Raw genomic sequence first — 22530 nt, 5'->3', positions numbered from 1 at the left:
GTCCCAGGTTAAAGTTGATAGAACAAGCGCCGTACGGCATAAGCCGAACGGCGCTTGTTTCGTTAGAAACTTCGATAATGGACAAGCACGTTCGAATGAGGGACCAGTTCCGCCTCATAAACGTCTTCGCCTACGCAGGAGATTGCGACGTCGGAACTCCGTGGATCGATCGAGCTGCGGAAGCGCAGCAAACCTTTGCCCTCCGGCACGGTCAGCTTGATTACGTTCGCATCGGCATAGACCGCAATTTCGCCGGACGGAGTCGGCACGGAGCCCTCGATCCAGTCCAATCCTCCAAGCGACGGTTCCAAGATATAGGCCGCGTAACCGGGTTCGGTCGGGCGAACGCCCAATACGTATTTGCCCAGCAGGTAGAGCGGGCTGGCTCCCCAGGAGTGGCAAAGGCTCTTGCCGAACGGTCTGCCATACATGGCGTAATGCTCCGATCCGCTCTGGGAAGGATCGAACGTTTCCCAGAACGAGGTCGCCCCGAGGTCGAGCATGCCTCCCCAATAACTTTTGATTTCTTCCACGACGCGAGACGTTTCTCCGATCCCGCACAACGCAGCCAGTTCGTAAAATCTCATGTAAGGAGTTACGATCCGCTGGACTTCATCGTTTAACATAACGTTACGGATAACCGATTCCGTTTGGGTTTCATTCAAGTAGCCATAGCTAAGCGCGAACATATTCGCGTATTTCGTCACTTTCTCGTCCAAAACGCCCTCGCGCCTGCCGTGCACGAGTCCTCCTGCATCGGGATCCCAGAACGCTTGGATGATCTTCTCCCGAAGCTCGCGGCTCTTGACGAGCAAGGCGGAAGCCTTCTTCGCGTCGTCGAATCGTTCCGCGAAGCCGGCTACGATCTCTAGACTTCGGCAATAGAGCACCTGCTCGAAACAGACCTCGCCCCGGTTGTTCATCTCCGCCCAATCGACGAATACCCAATCGTCGGGCTGGCCTTCAAAGAATCCCGAATCGTTCTCGCGCCCCGCGCAGAACTCGAGCAGAGATAGCGCCTTCGGATAGTGGTCGCGAACGAACTCCGTATCTCCCGAGTAGTCGTAATAATCTTGCAGAGAGAGAATCCAATAGAAGCTGTAATCGAGAATATGATTGATATGCGTTTCTACTGGATCTTTTCCTCGAAGCGCGATCAGAGTCCGGCGGCAAACGGCGTTGTCGAAGAAAGAGTAGTAGTTCATCAGGAAACTTTGGCAGGCGTCGCCGGACCAAACCCACCGGTCTCGTTTAATGCCATCGAGAAAAAATTCCCGCGTCGTCAAATGCAAGGTGTAGAGGGAGATATTCCAGATTTCATTGATCCGATCGTCCGAGCATCGGAATTTTCCCTTGTATTCCACGGGCAAATATTCATAGAGGGCAGATACGTCCTCGACTTGGATGCCCTCCTCGCAGACGACCTGAACGTATCGAAACGCCCGGGATGAAGGATGCGTGTAAGTCATCAGCTTCGGATCGTCCCCCAAAGAAGTTTCGTCGAGTTGGATCAGATCGTAAGTTTCGCAAGCTTCGACGGAGAGAGCCTCTTCTCTCGATTCGCCATAGAACAGACCGATTTGGCCTTGGCCGCGAATGCCGTGCAGTCTCACGTATCCGAAAGTCTCTTTGCCGAAATCGATGAGCGTGGAAGACTTATCGAGAAGGGTTGCGGCAGTCGGAACGATCGGCTCGACAGCTAACTTGTGGCTGGATGGAGGTCGCATCGGATCTTGGAAATTCAGAGAAGCGGCAGTAACGATGCGGTGATTGTTCGCGGTCACTTTCCATTCGCTGTCCGAGACGAAGGATTGCCCTTGCAGGAAAATAGCGGGGCAAACGACTTCCGCGACAACGGATACCGCAAGCAGGGATTTGCCGGCCGGAACCGTGAACTTACTCGGATTACCGTATACATAACGGTCGTTAATCGCGATATTGTAACGACCTTCAACGTAAAGATTTACTTGTTCTTCCTGTTCTAGGTCTATCCATCTGTAGAATTTAACGTTGCCGTAATGCGTATCCAGACGCCAGAAAGGCGGAACGATAGACAACCGTTCGTCCCGCCTTAGACTGACCTCGCGATGCAACCATAACTCGTAATCTCCGGGATAAACGATCCATGAGGCTTCCATTCGCGTTCCTCCAACTGCGTTAAAAGTAGGTTTACGATTTTCTAACCGATGCCGTACCTCCCTCGAAACGAACGAATTCCTTAATGCTGCAGGTGCGTTTACCCGAACCGCGGCTATTTATAATGTCGACTAGCAACGTAACGGTCGTGGCTTTCTCGGATTCGTGCACGTAATAAGTCGTCAACTGGGGAACGCTCACCCTTACGAGTTCGGTGAAACCCGAGCCGACCAGGCTGATGTCGTTCGGAACGGATACGCCGGTGCTTTGCAATCGTTGCAGGACGCCGAATTGAATGATCGTATTCGCGCAGAAAGCGGCCGAGTATTCCAGTTTCAGCATCTCGGCCCTCTTGCAGAGCTCGTAGCCGTTCTCGTCGTTGCTTATCTGAATGAGCGATCGGTCGAGGGAAATACCGGCGGCTTCGTGCGCTTCGAGGAAGCCTTCCAACGATAGTTGGTGAATTTTGTAATCCAAGCTTCCCGTAAACAAAGCAATGCGTTCATGCCCTAGCGACATGAGGTAACGCGTAGCGTCATAGGCTAGCTTCTTATCGTCGAACATCACGTAATTCAAATCTTCGAGATCATCGTACAAGGGAAAACCGTATAGCACGTATGGAGTGTCGTATTCCCGAAGGATTTGGATCAAATGCCCGTCCACGTCTCCGGAAACGATACATCCGTCGATCTCTTTGCTTTCCAGAGCTTTCCGCAGCCTGCTCATGGAATCCGGAGCTTTCGTTACGTTCATGAAGATCAAGCCGTAACCGTAGCGGCTTGCAGCCCGTTCGATCACTTGCAGATCGCTGATATAACGAGGGTCGTCCGCATCACGGTCATAGAGGACGAAACACAGCTTGGGAGAAGTCTCTACGTCGCGATAACCGAGTTCTTTGGCCGCTTGCAAGATTTTGTTGCGCGTCTCGCCCGAGATCGTGCTGCTTGGGGTATTGTTCAGTACGAGGGAAACGGCAGTGCGCGATATGCCGAGGTGCTCAGCGATCTCCTTTTTCGTAACCATTCAGTTGTTCTCCTTCATTCTTCCAGCAAATATAACGATGGTTATATTATAGCTAAATCGAGTGCATTCAGTCAAATTTTATGTAATTTATGGGCATATAGATGTCTATTTTATATATGTATGCGATTTCATTTGAGGTTTAAAAGAGTTTAAAATGACATTGACACTCAAATATAACGTGCGTTATGATTGCCCTGTAAACGAGCTCGACTCGATATAGACAGAGGGGGGTGACAATCAACGTTGTGCGTCAACTAACGGCAATAATCGTAGGCGCAGGGGCGAGAGGCAGATTCGTCTATGGCTCCTACGCGAAAAAGTACCCCGAACAATTCAAAATCGTCGCGGTCGCCGAACCGAACGAGGAACGAAGAAGTCTTGCGGCAACGGAGCACGGGCTTTCGAACGACCGTTTGTTCTCAAGCTGGGAGGAAGTGCTCTCCAATCACCGGATCGCGGATATCGCAGTCATCTCAACTCAGGATCGAATGCATTACGAGCCCACATTAAAAGCTTTGGCATTGGGATACGACGTGCTTCTGGAAAAGCCGATGTCGCCTTTCCCCGAAGAAGTAATCGCTATGGCTCGGGCATCTCAAACGTATAACCGATTGCTTACGGTCAGTCATGTTCTCCGTTACACGCCTTTCTGGTCCAAGATCAAGGAAACGATCGCAAGCGGCGAAATCGGCCGAATCGTCTCCATTCAGTTAAGCGAGAACGTCGGTTATTACCACATGGCGCATAGTTTCGTTCGCGGGAATTGGAATAAGGCGGAGGAGACGAGTCCGATGATTCTGCAGAAGTCGTGCCATGATATGGATATTTTATCTTGGCTGATCGATAGGCGCTGTCTGAATGTGAATTCTTACGGATCATTGCTTCATTTTCGCCCGGAGAATGCGCCTTCCGGCTCGACGTATCGCTGCACGGACGGTTGCGCGGTCGAAAGGGAATGTCCTTACTCGGCACGCAGAATCTATGAAGAAGATTCATCGCATGAATGGTCGCGTTTTATTACGAACGAACTAACGCCGGCAGGAATCGAACAGGCCTTGCTAGAGGGTCCGTTCGGACGTTGCGTCTACCGTTGCGACAATAACGTCGTCGATCATCAAGTAGTGAACATGGAATTCGAGGGCGGGACTACGGCTTCGTTCACGATGTCCGGTTTCACGCACGATATTTCCCGCACCGTTCAGATTATGGGGACGTTAGGGGAAATCAGAGGGTACATGGAGAAAAACGAGATTAAGTTATACCCGTTCGGAAAAGAGGTTGTCGAAGTGCCGTTAGCGGTTGAAGAAGGCGGGCACGGAGGCGGAGACGAAGGATTGGTCAGGGAATTTCTCAAAGAAGTTCGAAGAGAGAACAGCGGCGGCGGGCAAGGATTGACGTCGGCGGAAGCATCCGTGCAAAGCCATTTGATGGCGTTCGCGGCGGAGCGGTCTAGGCTGGAAGGCGGACATTCCGTATCGATAACGAGCATTAACGATCAGAGCATTTGTTCCGTTGGCAGTTGAGCTGAGGTTGTCGCAGCTTCATATAGCATCAACTGGATGAAACCTATTGGGGGGTCTACAGCAATGAAAAAGGTTAACGCATTATTGCTTTCTCTGGTTATGGTAGTCGTTCTGTTAGCGGGATGCGGGGGCAACAACAACGAACCGCAAAGCTCTTCATCGGCTTCCGGATCGAGCACGGCACCTTCGGCGAGCGCTTCCGGCGCTACGGGCTCCGAGAGCGAAGGGGACGTCTATCCGGAAAACGGTTTGTCCAAAAGCGAGAAGGTAACTCTCAAGATGGGTTATTGGGAAAGCGGATCGGGCCGCGCGTGGATGGATCTAGCGGTCAAAAAATTCATCGAGAAATATCCTAACGTAGATTTCGATATTACATCGTCCCCTACGCTCGAGACGATCCTCGAACCGAAAATCGCCGCGGGCGACGATGAGGACATGTTCGATCTGTTCATTCCTCGATTTTCCGGTGCCGGCCAACATGAGAGATTGGTCATCGCCGGAAAAATGGAACCGCTCGACGATTTGTGGAATCGCGAACTTCCGGGGGAAGCGGGCAAAACGTTAAAATCCGTCATCTCTAACGATGCTTACGATTCTGCCGTGAAACTCGGTTATACGGCCAGTTTACCGGTAGCCGGGTACACTGCGGGTCTGTTCTTCGATCAGAAGCTGTTCGACGAGAAGGGCTGGAACAAAAGCCCGGGAACGTGGGACGAGTTCGTTGCATTGCTGGATCAGATTAAAGCCGACGGCGTCATTCCGATCACTTTCCCGGGCGTATATGCCGGATATTTGACGGATTACGTATTCAACATTCTGCAATTCGACTTGGCCAAGGCAAACGGAAGCTTCGATACTTACATCAAGAACTTCCGCAGTTATACGGGGCCGCAATTGACGACGCCGGAAAATAAAGAAGCGTGGAACCGGATGTACGAATTCGGCAAGAAGGGCTACTTCCCATCGGGCGTAGCCGCGTTGAACCATACGCAATCGCAAATGCAAGTGTTGCAGCATAAGGCCGCGCTCGTTTCGACGGGAGATTGGGTGGGCAACGAAATGAAAGACGCCACGCCTGAAGGTTTCACTTGGGGATTCATGGCCGTTCCCGCAACGAACGACGCAGACCAGACGATCTTCGTCAATTCCGGAGTTTCCGATATCGGCTTTATGATCTGGAAAAACAAGCCCGATCTCAACAAGAAATGGGCCAAAGAATTCGTGATGAGCTTGTACGATTTCGAAATTCAGACAGCGGTCGCGTCGGAAGCGGGAGCTTATCCCGCGCGTCTCGATTTCGGCGACGATCCTGCCCGTACCGCGAAGCTTCAGCCTACTCAGGCGGCCGTCATGGATTACGCGACGAAACATAACGTGCAGTACATTTCCTATCGCCGCGAATTCGGTTTGATCAGTCAGGAGAGCGGTACGGCAGATAAAATGCTGAGCGAATTGATCACGGCCGTGGCTACGGGCAAAAAAGATCCGGCTCCCGTATTGGAAGAAGCGGAGAAGCTGAAGCAAGCCGCGATCGAGAAAGATCGTCCCAAACCGTAAGCCATAGTCAAACTTGCGCGAATATCGCGCGGGAGCAGTTCGGGAGGAAGCGATTCCTCCCGATCGTTTGATTTTATCCGGAAAGGGGATGACATGCTTTGAACGCCGGTCATGCACAAGCTTCGCGAAAGACGCCGGGATCTGGCAAAGCCGCAAGGCAAAAAGCGATCTTCTTGATCATTGCGATCGCTCCGTCTTTGCTCGGTTACTTCTTGTTTACCTTATATCCGAACGTTATGTCCGTTTATTATTCTTTATTGCAGTGGGACGGATTAACGGACGCCAAGTTCGTCGGTTTGGATAACTACGCGTATTTGATCAAGGATCATTTCGTCTTGCGAGCGTTAGTCCACAATGTGGTCTATATCGTTGCCGTACCCGCGCTTACCGTCCTTATCTCGTTGCTGCTCGCCTACCTATTGAACAATAAATCGTACAAAGAAAATGCTTTTTACAAAATCGTCTATTTTTTCACGAACGTGCTCTCGACCGTTGTCGTTGCCTTGTTATGGTCGTTCATATTCGACGGATCTTTCGGTCTGTTGAACGGGTTTCTCGAGTTATTCGGCCTGAACATGAACGATTTCTACTGGCTTGGGGATACGAGAACGGCGATCTGGGCTTTGGTCATTCCGATGGTGTGGGGGGGAGTGGGTCTCTACGTCGTTATCTTCATCAACGCGATGGGAGCGATTCCGAAATCGCTTTACGAAGCGGCTCATTTGGAAGGCGCCCGTCCTATGGAAATTCTATTCGGGATCACGATTCCGCTAATCCGCAACGTGATCCGGGTGTGCGTCGTATTCGTCGTGCTCGGTACGTTAAAAGGGTTTGAAATCATCATGATCTTGACGAACGGCGGGCCGGAAGGTTCCACGGACGTTGTCGGTCTTTACATGTTCAATCTGGCCTTCGGCAAAGAAGCGCACAGCTACGGCTACGCTTCCGCGATCGGCATGTTCCTGTTCGTGATCTTGGTCGGAGCAAAGCTGATCATCGACAAAGTCTATCCGGAGAAAGACGTAGAGTTCTAACCAAAGAAAGGAGGCTATTCCGAATGGCGGAGCGGAGAACGTTGGCGGACGGAATATGGAGACTGGTCCTGCTCCTGTGGGCACTATCGATTTTGTTTCCGGTCGCGTGGATTTTCTATCAATCGGTCCGAACGAACGCCGATTTTTTCCAGGATATTTGGGCGCTGCCCTCGGCAATGAATTGGAGCAACTATACGAAAGCTTGGAACGGATATGCCATCGGCAAATCTTTGCTTAACACGGTCTATTACGTGGGCGTAGGGCTGGTGCTGGGCACGTTCCTTACGACGCTTAACGCATATGCCTTGACCCGCATGACGTTCAAAGGGCGCAAGTTGATCTGGGGACTCATTATGCTGTCGTTGTTCCTTCCGGGGATTAACGCGCTCGTACCTCAGTATGTGTTGATGAAGTCCTTGGATCTTACGAATAGCCTTACGGGGCTGATCATTTTGGATAGTTTCGGGGAGAACGTGTTTTTCTTGATGCTGCTCGGCGGGTTCATGTCCTCATTGCCTAAGGATCTGGAAGAGAGCGCGCACATAGACGGGGCGACTCTATTCCAGACGTTCTGGAAAATCATCGTGCCGCTGTCCACGCCGGGAATCGTGACGGTGGCGATCTTCAAGTTCCTGGGCTTGTACAATAACTTCCTCGCGCCTTTTATTTACTTGTCGGATCCGGCGAAATACACGATCGGGGTCAACATGTACCAGGCGAACATGAAGATGCAATACACGTCGGATTGGGTGACGATGTTCGCGGGCGTCATGATCGTCATGGTTCCTTCGATCTTATTTTACGTCCTGTTCCAGAGAAGGATCATGGAAGGCGCGACGATGGGAGCGATGAAGGGATGAGCGCGGGCGGCATGAAAGTGTATTTTCAGGGCGAGACCGGCGAAAAGGACAAAGGTATCGCACTCTTGTGCGACATGCTCGGCTTGCGTCTTACGGATGGCGATGGTATTAAAGTCGCGCTGAAAAAGTCGGAAGCAACCGGGCTTACCGTGTCGTTCGACGGCGCCGAAGCCGAGATCGCTTACTTCGGCGACCACCATTTGTTTCGGGCGATCGGACTGTTAGCTGAATCCATCGGCGCGGGCGACGAGTCGTTCGAGATCCGGGAAGAACCGCAATTCGATACGATCGGGTTCATGCTCGATTGCTCCCGGAATGCCGTACCTCAAGTCGATAGCGTAAAACGTTTACTGCGATACATGGCCTTGATCGGCATGAACGCGCTCATGCTCTACACCGAAGATACTTATACGGTCGAAGCCGAGCCGTATTTCGGCTATATGCGCGGGAGATATACGCCGGAGGAATTAAGGGAATGCGACTGCTATGCGGCGGAACTCGGAATCGAGTTGATTCCTTGCATTCAGACGCTCGCGCATTTGGAGTCTTTCTTGAAATGGGAGGCTTCGGCCGATTTAAGAGACACGCACGATGTTCTGTTGGTAGGGCAAGACCGAACCTACGAGTTTATCGACCGAATGGTGGGCAGCGTATCGCAAATTTTTCGCAGCCGGCGAATCCATATCGGAATGGACGAGGCTCACGGTTTAGGTCGAGGGCGCGCTCTTGATCGATATGGAAACCGCGATAAATTCGAAATGATGAACGACCATTTGTCCAAGGTGAACGAAATCAAGGAGAAATACGGCTTGAAGCCGATGATCTGGAGCGACATGTTCTTCCGGATCGGATCCGCGACGCACGACTATTACGATGTCGAGGCCGTCGTCGACGAATCTCATGCCGACCGAATTTCCCGGGGCACGCAGCTCGTTTATTGGGATTATTACCATTACGAGCAGGAGTTCTACGAGGCTATGATTCGAAAACACCGCCAGTTGGGATCCGATCCGGTTTTTGCCGGAGGCATATGGACCTGGCTCGGAACGTGCACGCATTACGACCGCACGATGAAATGCTCCAACGCGGGTTTGCAAGCTTGCAAACAAGAAGGCGTAAGGGAAGTTTTCGCGACGGCGTGGGGGGATAACGGGGCGGAAAATCATCTATGGAACGTGCTTCCGGGATTGCAATTATACGCGGAGCACGCGTATGCCCGTACGTTGGACGAGCGGAAATTGAGACGGAGGACAAGCTTCTGTACGGGAATTTCCCATGATCATTATATGAATTTGGATAAGTTGGATGATATTCCGGGGATTGAGGTTGATCACGGCGACTCGTCCAATCCATCCAAATACTTGTTGTGGCAGGATCCGTTGTTAGGTTTGTTCGACAAACATATCGACAATGCAGACGTTGCGGGGCACTATGGACGGCTTGCGGATCTCTATCGCGATCAAGCCGAGAGTAGCCCGGACTCTCAACGTCTATTCGAGGTTCCGGTCCGACTAAGCGAAGTTCTTGCGCTGAAAGCGGATATCGGGATAAGGATGAAGCGCGCCTATGAATACGGAGATCGCGGAAGATTAGAGACGATAGCTTTAATCGAATTACCTGAACTATTGCTTAAGGTAGAAGCGCTGAGAATATCGCATCGCAACCAGTGGATGGAGACGTACAAGCCCTTCGGGTGGGAAGTATTAGATCTCCGCTATGGCGGCTTGACAGCCAGGTTACGATCGGCGACGGATCGGATCAAGGACTATCTGGAAGGGGGTGTCTTATGCATTGAAGAGTTAGAAGAGACGAGATTGTATTTTGACGACCGGGAAAGACGGGGGGGTGCCGGAACGGACTATTTTACGACGTATCATCGCATTGCGAGTGCCGGAACGATGACTTAGATTACGACATGCGTTTCATATTCCATGATAAGCGAGGGCATGCAGATGAAGAAAAGTCGGAAATTACTCTTGATGGGTTTCATTGCGATTATCGGTTTTTGCTCGATTCCGGTTTCTCCTAGTCAAAGCGTTAAGGCTGCTCCTCTCATAGAGGATGATATGGAAAATATAAGCGATTGGACTTTGACGAATCCAAGCAACGGCTTCATGAGTACATACTCCGGTATTCCCCAAGTGTTCCAAGGGTCCTCCAGCATGAATTTTAGGGTTACGGACGACAATGACGGCATTCCCGACACGACCTCCGTATCCAAGGCCTATTCTCCGAATTTGAATTTGGCAAGCCATGACGTCATGTCCTTCTGGATCCGGACGGATACGCTCGATCCGCTCCTGGAAATCTCTTTGCAAGACTCGGACGGGACGATCAGCAAAGCGAAACTGTCGAATGTCGTCCGCAGCGCTCATCTCCCTTCGGCGGTCATGCCGGATAAATGGATTCAGGTACGGTGGCATTTCAAGGAATTCGATGGGGTAGTAAGCGGAGGAAACGGCGCGATGAATTACGGGGCTATCCAGAAAATTTCTCTTTCATCGACGGATGGCCGGCCCGCCAACATGAAATCGGAGCAAGTCAACTTTTATATCGACGAACTGAACTTCTACGCGAATGCGGATCTCTATGAGACGACGCAGATCGACGCCATGGATAGCGTGACCGCATGGAACACGACGCTTGGCTCCAGCAGAACGCTCTCGACCGCGCAAGTAAAACAAGGCACCTCCAGCATCAAATACGCGGTGACGAATAATAACAACGGAATCGTAGAGTACCCTTCATTATATAGGGCAAACGTCAATTACAATTTGACCGGCTATTATGAATTGACCTATTGGATTAAACCTACGCAAAACCTAACGTTTTTTAACGTCCGCATCACCGACACGGATCAAACCTCCGAAGAATTCAATCTCGCGAAAATGTTTCCGACGGCGGGAGGCACGCTGCTCGCTAACAAATGGTACAAAGGCAGGATTCTATTCCGGGAAGATCCCGGCACGATCGTCGGCGGCAATGGCATAATGAATTTCGATCAGTTAAAAGAGATCGTCTTCGTGACCCGGGACTCCGAACTGCCTGTCGGGGTCGGTACGGACATCTATATCGATGATCTGCAGGCGGTTAAATATAAAGACAGAATGATGCTGGACTCCTTCGACGGGACGGCCGGATGGACGGCGACGCCCGGTTCGAACGTTATCCCGAACGCAAATAATTATCGCGATGCATCACGGGCATCCGTTACCTTCCAGGTTCCGAACAACAACGACGGAATGGCCAACAGTTATTCCGCCACGAAAAGCCTTTCGGCGAATCTATCGTCTCAGGACGTATTGTCTTTCTGGATTCTGGTCAGCAAGGAAACGGACAAGATGATCTTCAGCATCAAGGATGCCGACGGAACGGCTAACTATATCCGCTTGGATTCCATTCTGTGGGGCTCTCAGCTTGTTCCCGGTAGTTGGTGGCATCTCGAATGGCCGTTCAAGACGCAGACGGACGATATTATCGGCGGCAACGGAGTTATGGATTATGGCAACATCACCGGCTTCGAAGTCATCGTCGACGATAACACGATGGTCAAGGGGATAACGGACAATTACTATTCGTTGGACAATCTGGAGGCCATGACGAGCAAAGAATGGACGAGAAGCAAAGAAGACGTTCCTATGCTCGCGCCGACGTCGAACGATTACGCGTCGGATGATTTTCAGATCGGAATGTATCACCATAGCCTTGTGCAACCCGAAAAAACGCTCCATGACATGGCGAAACACGGGGTGGATTTCATAGTCTCGCATGAAAATCACCGTGACGACGTGATCACGAAAAACGCCGGATTAGCGCAAAAGCTCGGCTTAAAGATCGTGCGGCAGGCATTCCCCGTGGCCAATAATAACTCGTTGGACCACGCAGGACTTAACGCGCTGGCGGCGAACGATTCCGGCCAAACCTTCGTTTACGATCCGACGAATCAGATCATTAGCTACTTAAACGCCAACGAGCTCGAAGTCTATTGGCCGAATAAACTGCAAACCAATGCCGCGGGCGACTACTCTTATTATGCCGATCAAACGCGTATGAACGATAGCGCCAAAGGAATCGATAGGCGGGTTAATACTCACCACATTAATTACCTTTGGTATGATACGGGCGAAGATCATCCGTGGTATATGGATTGGTCAACGCTCGGCAATTACGGGGGATTCCAGTGGACGGATCGTCTGAAACAGACCGCTTGGCGAGTGGGGAAGACGAACGCGACGAATACGCAATCATGGTCTCCGAGCAAGCTGGTGCCCAATATGAACGACAGGAATTATAGGCATATCGGACAAGCGCCGTTGAATCTCGACGAAATCGCCGATTTCAAGGATTCGCTCTGGACGAACTTCGAAGGAGGCTTAAGCGGGATCGCCTTTTTCACCTATGACGGGGACGACTGGGCGAACGAATGGAACTTCGTCGATAATGACGGGAATCCGATGAATGACCGGCGTTGGGCTGCCGTGACCGATATGTCCAAACAAATCCGCGCGACGGAAGGCAAACCTTACGCGGAGATGATCTATCCGAGGAGTTTTGACGTCGTCGACAACGGCAACGTTGCGGTAAGCGCGCTTGCCGCTCCGAGCGGAGCGCCGATCGTCTCGGTCGCTTTCGAATACAATGACGGTACGAACGAGATGTGGATTCCGATAGGCACGGCCACCGCAAATCCTTATATGGTGAATTGGAATACGAGCGGACTGGATGCTTCGAAGAAGTATTTCCTAAGGGCGACGGCGTTCGATGGAACCCGGTATTCGGTCGCGGACACGAGTTATTCCGTTTCCGTGACGGCAACCTCGGGCGGTCCCGTCGTAACCGGGACGGCCGTATCGTCGAATCCGACGAACGGGTTGACGTCGATCTTGCTCTCCGCGACGGCGAATTCCGGCGGACAACCTGTGTCGAAGGTCCAATATTATGTGGATACCGTGCAGAAGCCGGGACAAGGCATCGATATGACGGCTGCCGACGGGACTTTCGATAGTTTAAGCGAAGGGGCGACGGCGACGATAACGATCCCGACGATCGCATCTACTGCGCCGATTCTGATCGACGATATGGCGGACATTTCCGATTGGAGCGGCACGGCGACGAGAAACCCGGAATCGGGATTGTTGCTTCTCGATGTCGGAAACAACAACGACGGCATTCCGGATAAACTTACGGCAATCAAGGATTATGGCACAGTGCTGCAAAATTTATCCGGTTTGGATACGTTGTCCTTCTGGTTGAAGGACGTTACGGCTCCTCTAACTCAGTTGCAGGTTAAGCTGAAGGACGTTGACGGTACCGAACTCGAAGCCTCGTTGCCTACTTTCTACGGTGCTAGCAACTTACCGATCGATATATGGAAAAACGTGCGTTGGAACTTCAAAGAAAATTATGACTCGATTGCGGGCGGAAACGGTGTTTTTAATTTCGAAAGCGTGAAATCGATCGAATTCGGCGTGGACGACAGCATGCTTCCCGCTTCGGGAGCACCGCAGAAAATCTACGTCGATCTGATTCGCGCTTTCGCGGAGACGCGTTGGCATGAGCAGACGACTCCGATCGTTTATGTGCGGGCTATGGATAACGCGGGGAATTGGGGGCCGACCCAGTCCGTCAAACTGAACGTGACGAAATCGTCCGCCGATGATACGCAAGGGCCGGTGACGGTCGTGGCGGGTACGAATCCGCGCGGCATTACGGATGGACTATCGACCTTCTTACTGACCGCTAACGCGGACGACGGAGTCGACAATCATGGAGGTTCACGGATCGTCGCGGCGGAATATTTCGTCGACGCGCCGGGATCGAACGGTTCGGGCATACCGATGGGGGCGGTGGACGGAAGCTTCGATTCCATGAGCGAATCTCTCGTTGCAACGGTATCCGCTGCCGGATGGGCGGAGAACAGTAAACATACGCTGTATATCCACGGACAAGATGCGGCGGGGAATTGGGGACCGTTGTATACCGAAACGATTATCAAAACTTCCGCCCAAGGGCCGCGAATACAGAATGCGGCCGCTACTCCGAGAGAGACGGCGGGAAGCGCAACGGTAACCATCCGGGCGCTTGCCGATGAAACGGATACGGGTTGGGGGAGTATCGCCGGAGCGGAATATTTCGTGGATTCGGTCGGATTCGACGGAAGCGGGACGCCGATGTCCGCGCATGACGGGATCTTCAGCGCAAAGACGGAGCAGGTAACGGCGCAGATCAACGTCTCGGCCTGGTCGAGCGGGTACCACACGGTATTCGTTCACGCGAAGGATTCGCGAGGCAAATGGGGACCGATGAAATCAATCACGGTGCGGAAGAACTAGATCGAGAATAGGATCGGAGCGGCGATGATCTGATCGTTCGTGCCGTTCCCCTTGTTAGAAAATAATGGTAATGTTAGACTGATAGCAAGAACCGGAAAGGCGGTGGAGTTGAATTGTCGGATAAACGCGATGAGGATGACCTCAATGAAGAGAATAGTAGGGTTAGAGAACAGACGGAGCCATATGGAGGTTCTGAATCCGAATATGATTTCCAAGGGATGGAAGAGGATCGTTATGAGATCATAGAAGGAATTCGTTACGATCTAAAGCCGGCTCCGACCGTGAACCACCAGCAAATCTCCGGATTGATTCATATCATGCTCTACCAGACTTGCCACGCTAACGGGACTATACTCTATTCCCCGGTGGATGTATTTCTGGACGAGGAAAACCTGTTTCAACCCGATCTGGTCTTTATTCTTCACGAGAATGCATCGATAATTAAAAAGCATAGAATCGAAGGCGCTCCGGACCTGGTTGTTGAGATTTTGTCTCCATCCACGAGCCACAACGACAAGGTTCGTAAGAAACGTCAATTCGAACGACATGGCGTGAAGGAATATTGGATCATCGATCCCGTACATCGGACGATCGACCAATTCATCCTGAACAATAACAAGTTCGAGTTGTATGAAACTTATATCGTATCTGACCGGATGACCTCGCCTATTTTTTCCTGTATTGATATTGATATGAGACGAGTGTTTCCTGAAATAAGCTAAAATGGCGGAAGCCCTCAAAACCCGGGTTCGGGTTTTGAGGGCTTTTTGGCTTGCCTGAGCCGCTGCTATAACCCAAGAGATCGGAAATTTCCGTAAGATTGTATACTTCTTCTCGAATGCAAGTTTTCGCATAGTCGATTTTCAAGCGATTGACGTATTCGATAATTCCGGTACCCCGTTCCTTCTTAAACAAACGTTGAATTCTAACGGCTCGATCCCTGACCGGACCGACTAGAAAGCGGCTCGATTCTTGATGTATCGAAAGGGGCGAAATACGCTTCCGCGAAACGCGCCATTGCAGAGGGCGCGTTCGGTTTTATGTCTTTTTGTTGTGGAAATTTGTCCCCATATGCTAGTATGTTGTCATATGAGGAGGGTTTCTCTACATGACGAAGTCGGCTAAGAATTATTCCGTGCCTGCTATTGAAAAGGCAATTACGATACTGAACGGCATTTCGAAAAACGGCAAAATGACGATTAACGAAATCCATTCCGAACTCGGCATTCCGAAAACGACGGTATTTGTCATCTTGAATACGTTAGAGAGGCATTCCCTGATCGAGAAGCATGACGACGGGAAATACGTACTCGGGCACGGCGTTCTCTATTGGGGAATGAATTACTATCAGCAAAGCGATATCAAGCAGGTGACTCGCCCGCATCTCGAGAAGCTTGTTGCCGGAACTCCTTTTACCGCTCACTTAGCCATACTGGTTAACGATCAGCCGGTTTACATAGACAAGAGCGAAGGGAATGGATTCGTTCGTTTCGCGACGACAGCCGGACAAGCATTGCCTCTGCATCTGTCCGGCGTGGGAAAAGCGCTTGCTTCGGGTCTTACCGACGAGGAAATCATTAAGGCGATGTCCAAAAATTCGAGAGACGATGAGACGAAATCGGAAAAGCTGGCGGACAAGTTAATCGAGGACGTCCAGTTTATTCGTCTTCACGGGTATTCCATCGAGGACGAGCAGATGGAGGAAGGAATCCGTTGCATCGGCGCGCCGGTCTTCGGAGAGAACGGTCGCGTCATCGCCTCGATCAGCATTACGGCATTGAGCAAGGATTTGCCGGCAATCAAATTTCATTCCATCGGCGAGCAGGTCAAAGAAACGGCATTGCGGGTTTCCGAAGAAATGGGCTATCAGAAGAAGTGAAACTGTTTGGTTTTGGAACGAGGCAGGCCGTTTTGACGGACTGCTTTTTTTAACGTTTCAGAAAGTATAAAATTCGTTCTACTTTTCTGAAACGTCTCCGACATAACCGTTCTCCCGCTGTCCCTAAGGACTGCGCAAGCCGTTTATGCTTGTTGCTCGAAAGGAATTGACAATAAAATAGCGCTATGCTAAATTTGGCACATGTTCAATATGTTAAAATAAAATCAATATTTAGAATCTAGTTGGGAATATATTTTATAAACGTCAGGAGCAGCCTCCATGAATCTACGCAGCGAACAATGGTTTAATCATAAGTCCTTCGAAACTCGGTTCCAGCATGCTTCCGCAATGCGCGCTTGCGGTCATGATCCCGAATCGTATGCGGGGAAGCCGATCATCGGAATATTCAATTCATGGAATGATCTGAACAGTTGCAATGCTCCGCATAAGGAGCTCGTCGAGTACGTTAAGAAAGGCGTATTGGCGGCAGGCGGGTACCCGATCGAGATGCATACCATTACGACGGCGGCGGATTTCAACAAACCTTCCGATCTTCCTTACCGCAATCTCATGTCGATGGACGTAGAAGAAATGATACGTTCCTTGCCGTTAGACGGTATCGTGCTGCTCTGCGAATGCGACAAGACAACGCCCGCGCAGTTAATGGGGGCGGCGAGCTGCGACCTTCCGACGCTGCAGTTTGCTGCCGGACATAGGTCCACGGCTTATTTCAAAGGCAAACCGGTAAATTACGGAACGGATTTGTGGAAGTACATGGATATGTACAAAGCAGGGGAGCTGACCGACGAAGAAATGAAGGAGCTGGAGAAAGGCATCTCCTGTTCTTTCGGAGGATGTCCCGTCATGGGCACTGCTTCGACGATGAAGAGCGTGTCGGAAATCATGGGAATGATGCTTCCGGGAACGTCCGATATACCGGCAACGGATTCGAGACGGAAGATTGCCGCCGAACAAACGGGCAAACGGATCGTCGATATGGTCAAGGAGGAGCTCACCCCTTCGAAGCTGATGACGGAAGCGGCCTTTCACAATGCCATTAAATTACTCGCGGCGCTCGGAGGCTCGACGAACGCGGTATTGCATTTGACCGCTATCGCGGGGCGTCTGGGTATCCGAATCGACCTTAAGCAATACCAGGAACTATCCGACGACGTTCCCCTGATCGTGAACCTTCAGCCGAGCGGGTTGTACGGCATGGATGATTATTTTCATGCGGGCGGCTTGTCCGGTGTCATCTACGAACTGCTTCCAAGATTGGATGGAGACTGCTTGACCGCCCTTGGTAAGCCTCTAAAAGAGGTGTATACGAAGAAGTCGGAGAGCCCCGATATCATTACTTCCTTGGAGCAGCCTTTTAAATCGGAATCGGGCATTAAGGTGTTGAAGGGCAATTTGGCTCCATCCGGCGCGATTCTTAAGCTGTCGGCAAGTTCCAAGAAGCTCTGGAAGCACGAAGGAAAAGCTTACGTTTTCGACAGTTACGAGGCTATGCTGGAGGAAATCGATAGCGACGAATTAGACGTGGATGCTTCGACGGTGTTAATATTGCGCAACTGCGGACCATCCGCGTTGGGCATGCCGGAATGGGGAGAAATCCCGATCCCGACTAAATTGCTTAAAGAGGGCATCGACGATATGGTTCGGATCAGCGATGCGAGAATGAGCGGGACCAGCTACGGGACGGCCATCTTGCACGCATCTCCCGAAGCCGCCGTAGGCGGGAATATCGCCATCGTTCAGAACGGGGACATCATTGAGGTAGACGTGGAGCAAGGGCTGCTGCACCTGCGATTATCGGACGAGATCATCGAGCAACGGAGGCAGGCGCTCACCCCGTTCCCGCAAAGATATCCGCGCGGTTTTCTTAAAATGTTCGCCGAACATGTTCTGCAAGCCGATGAAGGTTGCGATCTTGATTTCCTTCGCCCTCATAACAAGGAGGAGGCTCGATTCGTGCCTCCGATCGTCGGGAGAAGCTAAATAGAATTTTCGAATATGTAAAGTCACTTGAGGGCTGCCACGGAAGATCTGTAAAGATCTATGGGGCAGCCTTTTTTCGATTTTTGAAGCAGTGGAGAAAACCCCATTTCTTTGAAAAAGAACTTCTGTAGTAAAAAGCAATGCGGAAATTAGCGATTGACAGTCGTCTACAACCATTATATATTCAAAATATGGAACGTTAATCAATATACTGAATTATAGATGGAGGAATATTTATATGGAATTCAAAGAAAGCGCAAGATTATATGAAGAAGCGAAGAAATACACGCCGGGCGGCGTTCATACATCCATCCGGAATTTGGAGCCCCATCTTGTCTTTAAGAAAGCGGAGGGAGCCTATATCTATGACGCCGATGGCAACAAGTATATTGATTACCAAGGCGCATTCGGACCCTACATTCTTGGCCACAACCATCCTTACGTGAATAACAAGGTTATCGAAGCCTTGGGGCGTACCGACCTATATGGAACGGGATCTACGGATCTGGAGATTGAACTGGCTGAGAAAATATGCAAACACGTTCCCTCCGCGGAGCAGGTACTGTTCTGTAATTCGGGCTCGGAAGCGACCTACCATGCGATTCGTCTAGCGCGCGCGGTGACCAAGCGTTTCAAGCTGATTAAGTTTCAAGGTTGCTATCATGGCTGGCACGATTACGTGGCCAGAAATATGCTAAGCTCTTGGGATATGATAGGCAAACGGGATCCCGGTTCCGCCGGAATGATGGAAGAAGCCATCGACAACACGCTAGTCTGTACCTTTAACGACCTTGAAGACGTAGAACGCACGATGAAATCGAATGACGGAGAAGTAGCGGCGCTTATTATCGAGCCTATTCCTCATAACATTGGGTGCATCATGCCGCAGCCGGGCTTTCTTGAAGGGATTCGCAAATTGTGCAACGAGCACGGAATTATTCTCATATTCGATGAAGTTATCACCGGATTCCGCCATGATATCGGATGTTATCAGAAGGTTGCCGGCGTAACTCCGGATTTAACGACGATGGGCAAGGCGATGGCGAACGGATTCCCGATCGCTGCCGTTGCGGGCAAGAAAGCGTACATGCAGCGCTTCAATACGCAGCCCGGCGGAGACGTCTGGTTCGCGGGAACTTACAACGGCCACGCGGTAGGTACGGCCGCATCGATCGCGACCCTTGAGATGATGGAGAACGAACCGGTTCACGAGCATGTCTTCCGGTTGGGAGAGAAGATGCGCGGCGGGCTTCGCGACATTCTTAAACGGTTGGACATCGAGTCGTACGTCGCCGGCTTCGGTTCCGTTTTCACGACTTATTTCATGGGCTTCGAACCGAAAAACTACAGCGATCTCCAGCATAACGACGCCGAATTCTACGTGGCTTACCGCAGGGCGTTGATGGAGAAGGGAATATTCAAGCTACCGATGAACATGAAGCGGAATCATATTAGCTACAGCCACACGGACAAGGAAATCGATTATACTCTTGAAAGCATAGAAGAAGTATTACGGGATATGAAGGGGAAAAAGTAGAGGATTTTGAGTAGACATATGCATTTCTCCATGTCACAATGAATTAACATATTGAATTATAATTATGATATTAATATTTATTAAATTGCGCATTGTCAATCTAATTCTGAATCGGAGTGAATGATTGTGCCATCCGTTTTAACGGACCATGTTAAGAGCGATCGAATCGTACGGGATACGTTTCAACTTGTGAGTACGCCAAGCCCGACGGGGGATACCCGGGAAGTTGCCGCCCTCTACGAGCGACTTCTTCAAGATGCGGGTTGTAAAGTAGAACGCTTTGATTTGATTAACAACAATCCAACGCTTGTCGCGACCTTTGGCGGAGACCTTCCGGGCAAAACCATTATTTTCAACGGACATATGGACACCGTGACGATCGATCATGAGCCGGCCGCTATTCGGGAAGGACGGATTTACGGCAGGGGCGCATGCGACATGAAGGGCTCGCTAGCTTGCATACTCGAAGTGCTCAGGGTGCTTAAGGATAGCGAGACGAAGCTGCATGGGAAAATCGTGATTATCGCGAATAGCTTGCACGAGAGTCCGGGCGGTCGCGGCGAGGATCTTATCGCCTTAGCCGAGAAAATGAAGTTGAGCGCGGACGTGGCAATCGTCATGGAAGGCGCGACGACGGAATGCACTGTGGCCCAATTCGGCTCCGCTACTTTTGAAATTACGATCCGAAGGGAAGGCGAGCCCAGCCATCAGTTGTACACGCCTCCCGGAACGGCGAATCCCATTCATGTCGCGTCCGATATTATTCAGCTTCTGCGGGAGTTGAACGTAGAACTGGAGAAGGATTACGTCGAGGATATCGGATATGCTTCTTATTTTATCGGCTCCGTCCACAGCGGACAATTCTACAACCAGCATCCCAAGGAAGCGCAAATCGTCGGCGTGAGACGTTACAGTCCGCAGACTACTTTCGAGGATGTCGACAAAGAATTGCGAACGCATTTGGATCGAATTGCCGCCGAGCATGGGGTTGAGGTCATTCTCGACCTAGTGAAGGTGCGCGACGGGTACCGACTGGATAAGAGCAATCCGGCCGTCGAAGTTCTCGTTCAAGCTATTCAGAACGTTAGGGGCATCCAGGTTCCTCTTGTCGGGAAGAAGCTCGTTACGGATGCGGGGATTATCGCGAACGATTTCGCAACGCCGGCGTTATGCCACGGTCCCGATCAACGAAGCGCTCATGGCGATGTGGAATTCGTAGAAATCAGCGAGCTTGAATGGACGACGAAAGTTTATTTGGAGTTTATAGATGCTTATATGAAAGATTAGGAAGAGAGTGTGGCAGAGGCGCGACGGAATAGGATCGAGTAGAGTTTATTGGATGGCGGCGAGCAAGCTCTGTAATTTATGCAGGCCTTCTTAAGTCCGACATGATCTTCGATTGCAAGGAAATCGTAAGCTATATTTCGAACTGCATGTCTTTGTCGCACGGCGATATCGTAACGATCGAGATCGAGAAACTCGGCGCCATTACGAATCGCATGGTCAAAGAATAGGATTTCAAACAAGGTGCAAGAGTCTACGCGACTTTTGCACCTTGTTTTATGGCCTATATTGGCTGCTTGAGGCAAATTGCCGCTATACCTTGGCGATGACCGTACGCAAGTACTCGGATGGAGACATGTCCGTGAATGATTTGAAGTGTCTGGAGAAGCTGTGAACGCTTCCGTAACGGAGCAGCTCCGCGATCTCCGTGAACGTATGCCGCTGGGCGCGTATAAGACTTTTGGCTTGATCGATCTTCAGTTGGCGGTAGTGCTTCATGATGCTTACGCCTGTGCAATCCTTGAACAAAGTAAGAGCATGGCTCTTGCTGAGGTTAAAGCTCTTATAGATGTCCTCCAGCCGAAGGTCGGCGAATACGTTCTCTTCCATGTATTCGCGCATGCGGTTAACGAGGTCATCTTCGCTGCGCCGCTTCGTGGATATCGACAAACGCTGATCCCGTCTGGCTAATCGGTCGCCGGCGTCTCTCAAGCGGATCAATAGCATTTCTAGATGAATTTTGATTAGTTGCTCCGTCCCGATCGGAGCGTCCGGCTTCCTTCGGAGGGTATGATTGCGAGGATCGTCGAACGGAGGAAGGAAGGCGGCGAAGCCGCTTTTCATAATTTGCGCTAGAATCTCCCTCTGTTCGGCATCCAGCGTGAATATTTTGTTTTCGAAATAGGCCATTTCCCTTGAACGGCACACGAACGAGAGAATGATGACGTTAGGCGCGATTTTCTTGTTGGCCCAGACTCCGTGGAACTCGTTCGGCTTATGGAAAATCATATCCCCTTGCTTCAGCCGGTAACCTTCCGTATCCGCGAATACTTCCATTTCCCCTTTATCCACGTAAACGAATTCCCAGAAATCATGCTTTTCTCCCTCGAACGCGAAGTCTTTGGAAAATTCGAAATAGTGAAAGGAAACGAGTCGATTTACGGCCAGCGGCTCGAGAAGCTTGGTGCGGGCGAATTTCGTATTCGGGTTCGTCATCGGCTTGGCCTCCGTAAAATTTAGTTCCTGAGCCTATTATAGCACGATGCCGCCGAAATCTTATTCGTCTGAACGCAAGCCTAGCAAATCCTGAGAGATTCGCTCGACGTCTTCCGCGGGACCGACGAAATAATAGACCTGCAAGGAGT

General features: G+C 50.9%; 14 protein-coding genes and 1 pseudogene. 12 read left to right on the top strand and 3 right to left on the bottom strand.

Annotated elements, in window-relative coordinates:
* Positions 1-62: 62 nt before the first annotated feature.
* Together HH215_RS14625 and HH215_RS14620 are read right to left on the bottom strand one after the other, a co-directional pair.
* Positions 63-2138, bottom strand: a complete 2076-nt coding sequence (locus HH215_RS14625) for an alpha-L-rhamnosidase-related protein (RefSeq protein WP_169280583.1) — start codon at positions 2136-2138, stop codon at positions 63-65.
* A gap of 31 nt (positions 2139-2169) precedes the next feature.
* Positions 2170-3159: a LacI family DNA-binding transcriptional regulator gene (locus tag HH215_RS14620; protein ID WP_169280582.1), complete on the bottom strand. Its 990-nt coding sequence runs from the start codon at positions 3157-3159 to the stop codon at positions 2170-2172.
* Between the two features lie 245 nt (positions 3160-3404).
* Here HH215_RS14620 and HH215_RS14615 point away from each other — a divergent pair, with 245 nt between their 5' ends.
* From HH215_RS14615 to HH215_RS36065, 12 genes and pseudogenes are all read left to right on the top strand, one after another.
* On the top strand, positions 3405-4682 hold the full coding sequence (locus HH215_RS14615) for a Gfo/Idh/MocA family protein (protein ID WP_169284399.1): 1278 nt from the start codon (positions 3405-3407) through the stop codon (positions 4680-4682).
* A 63-nt stretch (positions 4683-4745) separates the two neighbouring features.
* A complete protein-coding gene (locus HH215_RS14610) occupies positions 4746-6239 on the top strand; it encodes an ABC transporter substrate-binding protein (protein WP_169280581.1) in 1494 nt (497 codons plus the stop codon).
* A gap of 98 nt (positions 6240-6337) precedes the next feature.
* Positions 6338-7273 (top strand): carbohydrate ABC transporter permease, encoded by a 936-nt coding sequence (locus tag HH215_RS14605; protein ID WP_254450491.1) that lies wholly within the window; start codon positions 6338-6340, stop codon positions 7271-7273.
* Between the two features lie 23 nt (positions 7274-7296).
* Positions 7297-8133, top strand: a complete 837-nt coding sequence (locus HH215_RS14600) for a carbohydrate ABC transporter permease (protein WP_169280580.1) — start codon at positions 7297-7299, stop codon at positions 8131-8133.
* Entirely contained in the window at positions 8130-10040 is a 1911-nt protein-coding gene (locus HH215_RS14595; RefSeq protein WP_169280579.1) for a beta-N-acetylhexosaminidase, read from the top strand. The genes HH215_RS14600 and HH215_RS14595 overlap by 4 nt, the downstream gene beginning before the upstream one ends.
* Before the next feature lie 45 nt (positions 10041-10085).
* Complete coding sequence (locus HH215_RS14590) at positions 10086-14465, top strand: Ig-like domain-containing protein (RefSeq protein ID WP_169280578.1); 4380 nt, start codon at positions 10086-10088, stop codon at positions 14463-14465.
* Positions 14466-14578: 113 nt separating this feature from the next.
* Entirely contained in the window at positions 14579-15187 is a 609-nt protein-coding gene (locus tag HH215_RS14585) for a Uma2 family endonuclease (RefSeq protein ID WP_169280577.1), read from the top strand.
* A 386-nt stretch (positions 15188-15573) separates the two neighbouring features.
* Positions 15574-16344, top strand: a complete 771-nt coding sequence (locus HH215_RS14580; RefSeq protein WP_169280576.1) for an IclR family transcriptional regulator — start codon at positions 15574-15576, stop codon at positions 16342-16344.
* A gap of 279 nt (positions 16345-16623) precedes the next feature.
* Positions 16624-18345: a dihydroxy-acid dehydratase gene (locus HH215_RS14575; RefSeq protein WP_169280575.1), complete on the top strand. Its 1722-nt coding sequence runs from the start codon at positions 16624-16626 to the stop codon at positions 18343-18345.
* A 238-nt stretch (positions 18346-18583) separates the two neighbouring features.
* Positions 18584-19882 (top strand): aspartate aminotransferase family protein, encoded by a 1299-nt coding sequence (locus tag HH215_RS14570; protein ID WP_169280574.1) that lies wholly within the window; start codon positions 18584-18586, stop codon positions 19880-19882.
* A 126-nt stretch (positions 19883-20008) separates the two neighbouring features.
* Complete coding sequence (locus HH215_RS14565) at positions 20009-21169, top strand: M20 family metallopeptidase (RefSeq protein WP_169280573.1); 1161 nt, start codon at positions 20009-20011, stop codon at positions 21167-21169.
* 95 nt (positions 21170-21264) lie between these two features.
* Positions 21265-21396 (top strand): annotated as a pseudogene (locus HH215_RS36065) (fumarylacetoacetate hydrolase family protein); the annotation flags it as partial.
* Positions 21397-21478: 82 nt separating this feature from the next.
* On the opposite strand, the gene HH215_RS14555 reads toward HH215_RS36065, so the two are convergent.
* On the bottom strand, positions 21479-22381 hold the full coding sequence (locus HH215_RS14555; RefSeq protein WP_169280572.1) for a helix-turn-helix domain-containing protein: 903 nt from the start codon (positions 22379-22381) through the stop codon (positions 21479-21481).
* Positions 22382-22530 lie beyond the last annotated feature (149 nt).

Origin of the sequence: Cohnella herbarum (assembly GCF_012849095.1) — a bacterium.
Classification (GTDB): Bacteria; Bacillota; Bacilli; order Paenibacillales; family Paenibacillaceae; genus Cohnella; species Cohnella herbarum.
The sequence above is the reverse complement of the archived record's forward strand: the minus strand, read 5'-3'. Positions and strand labels throughout refer to the sequence as shown.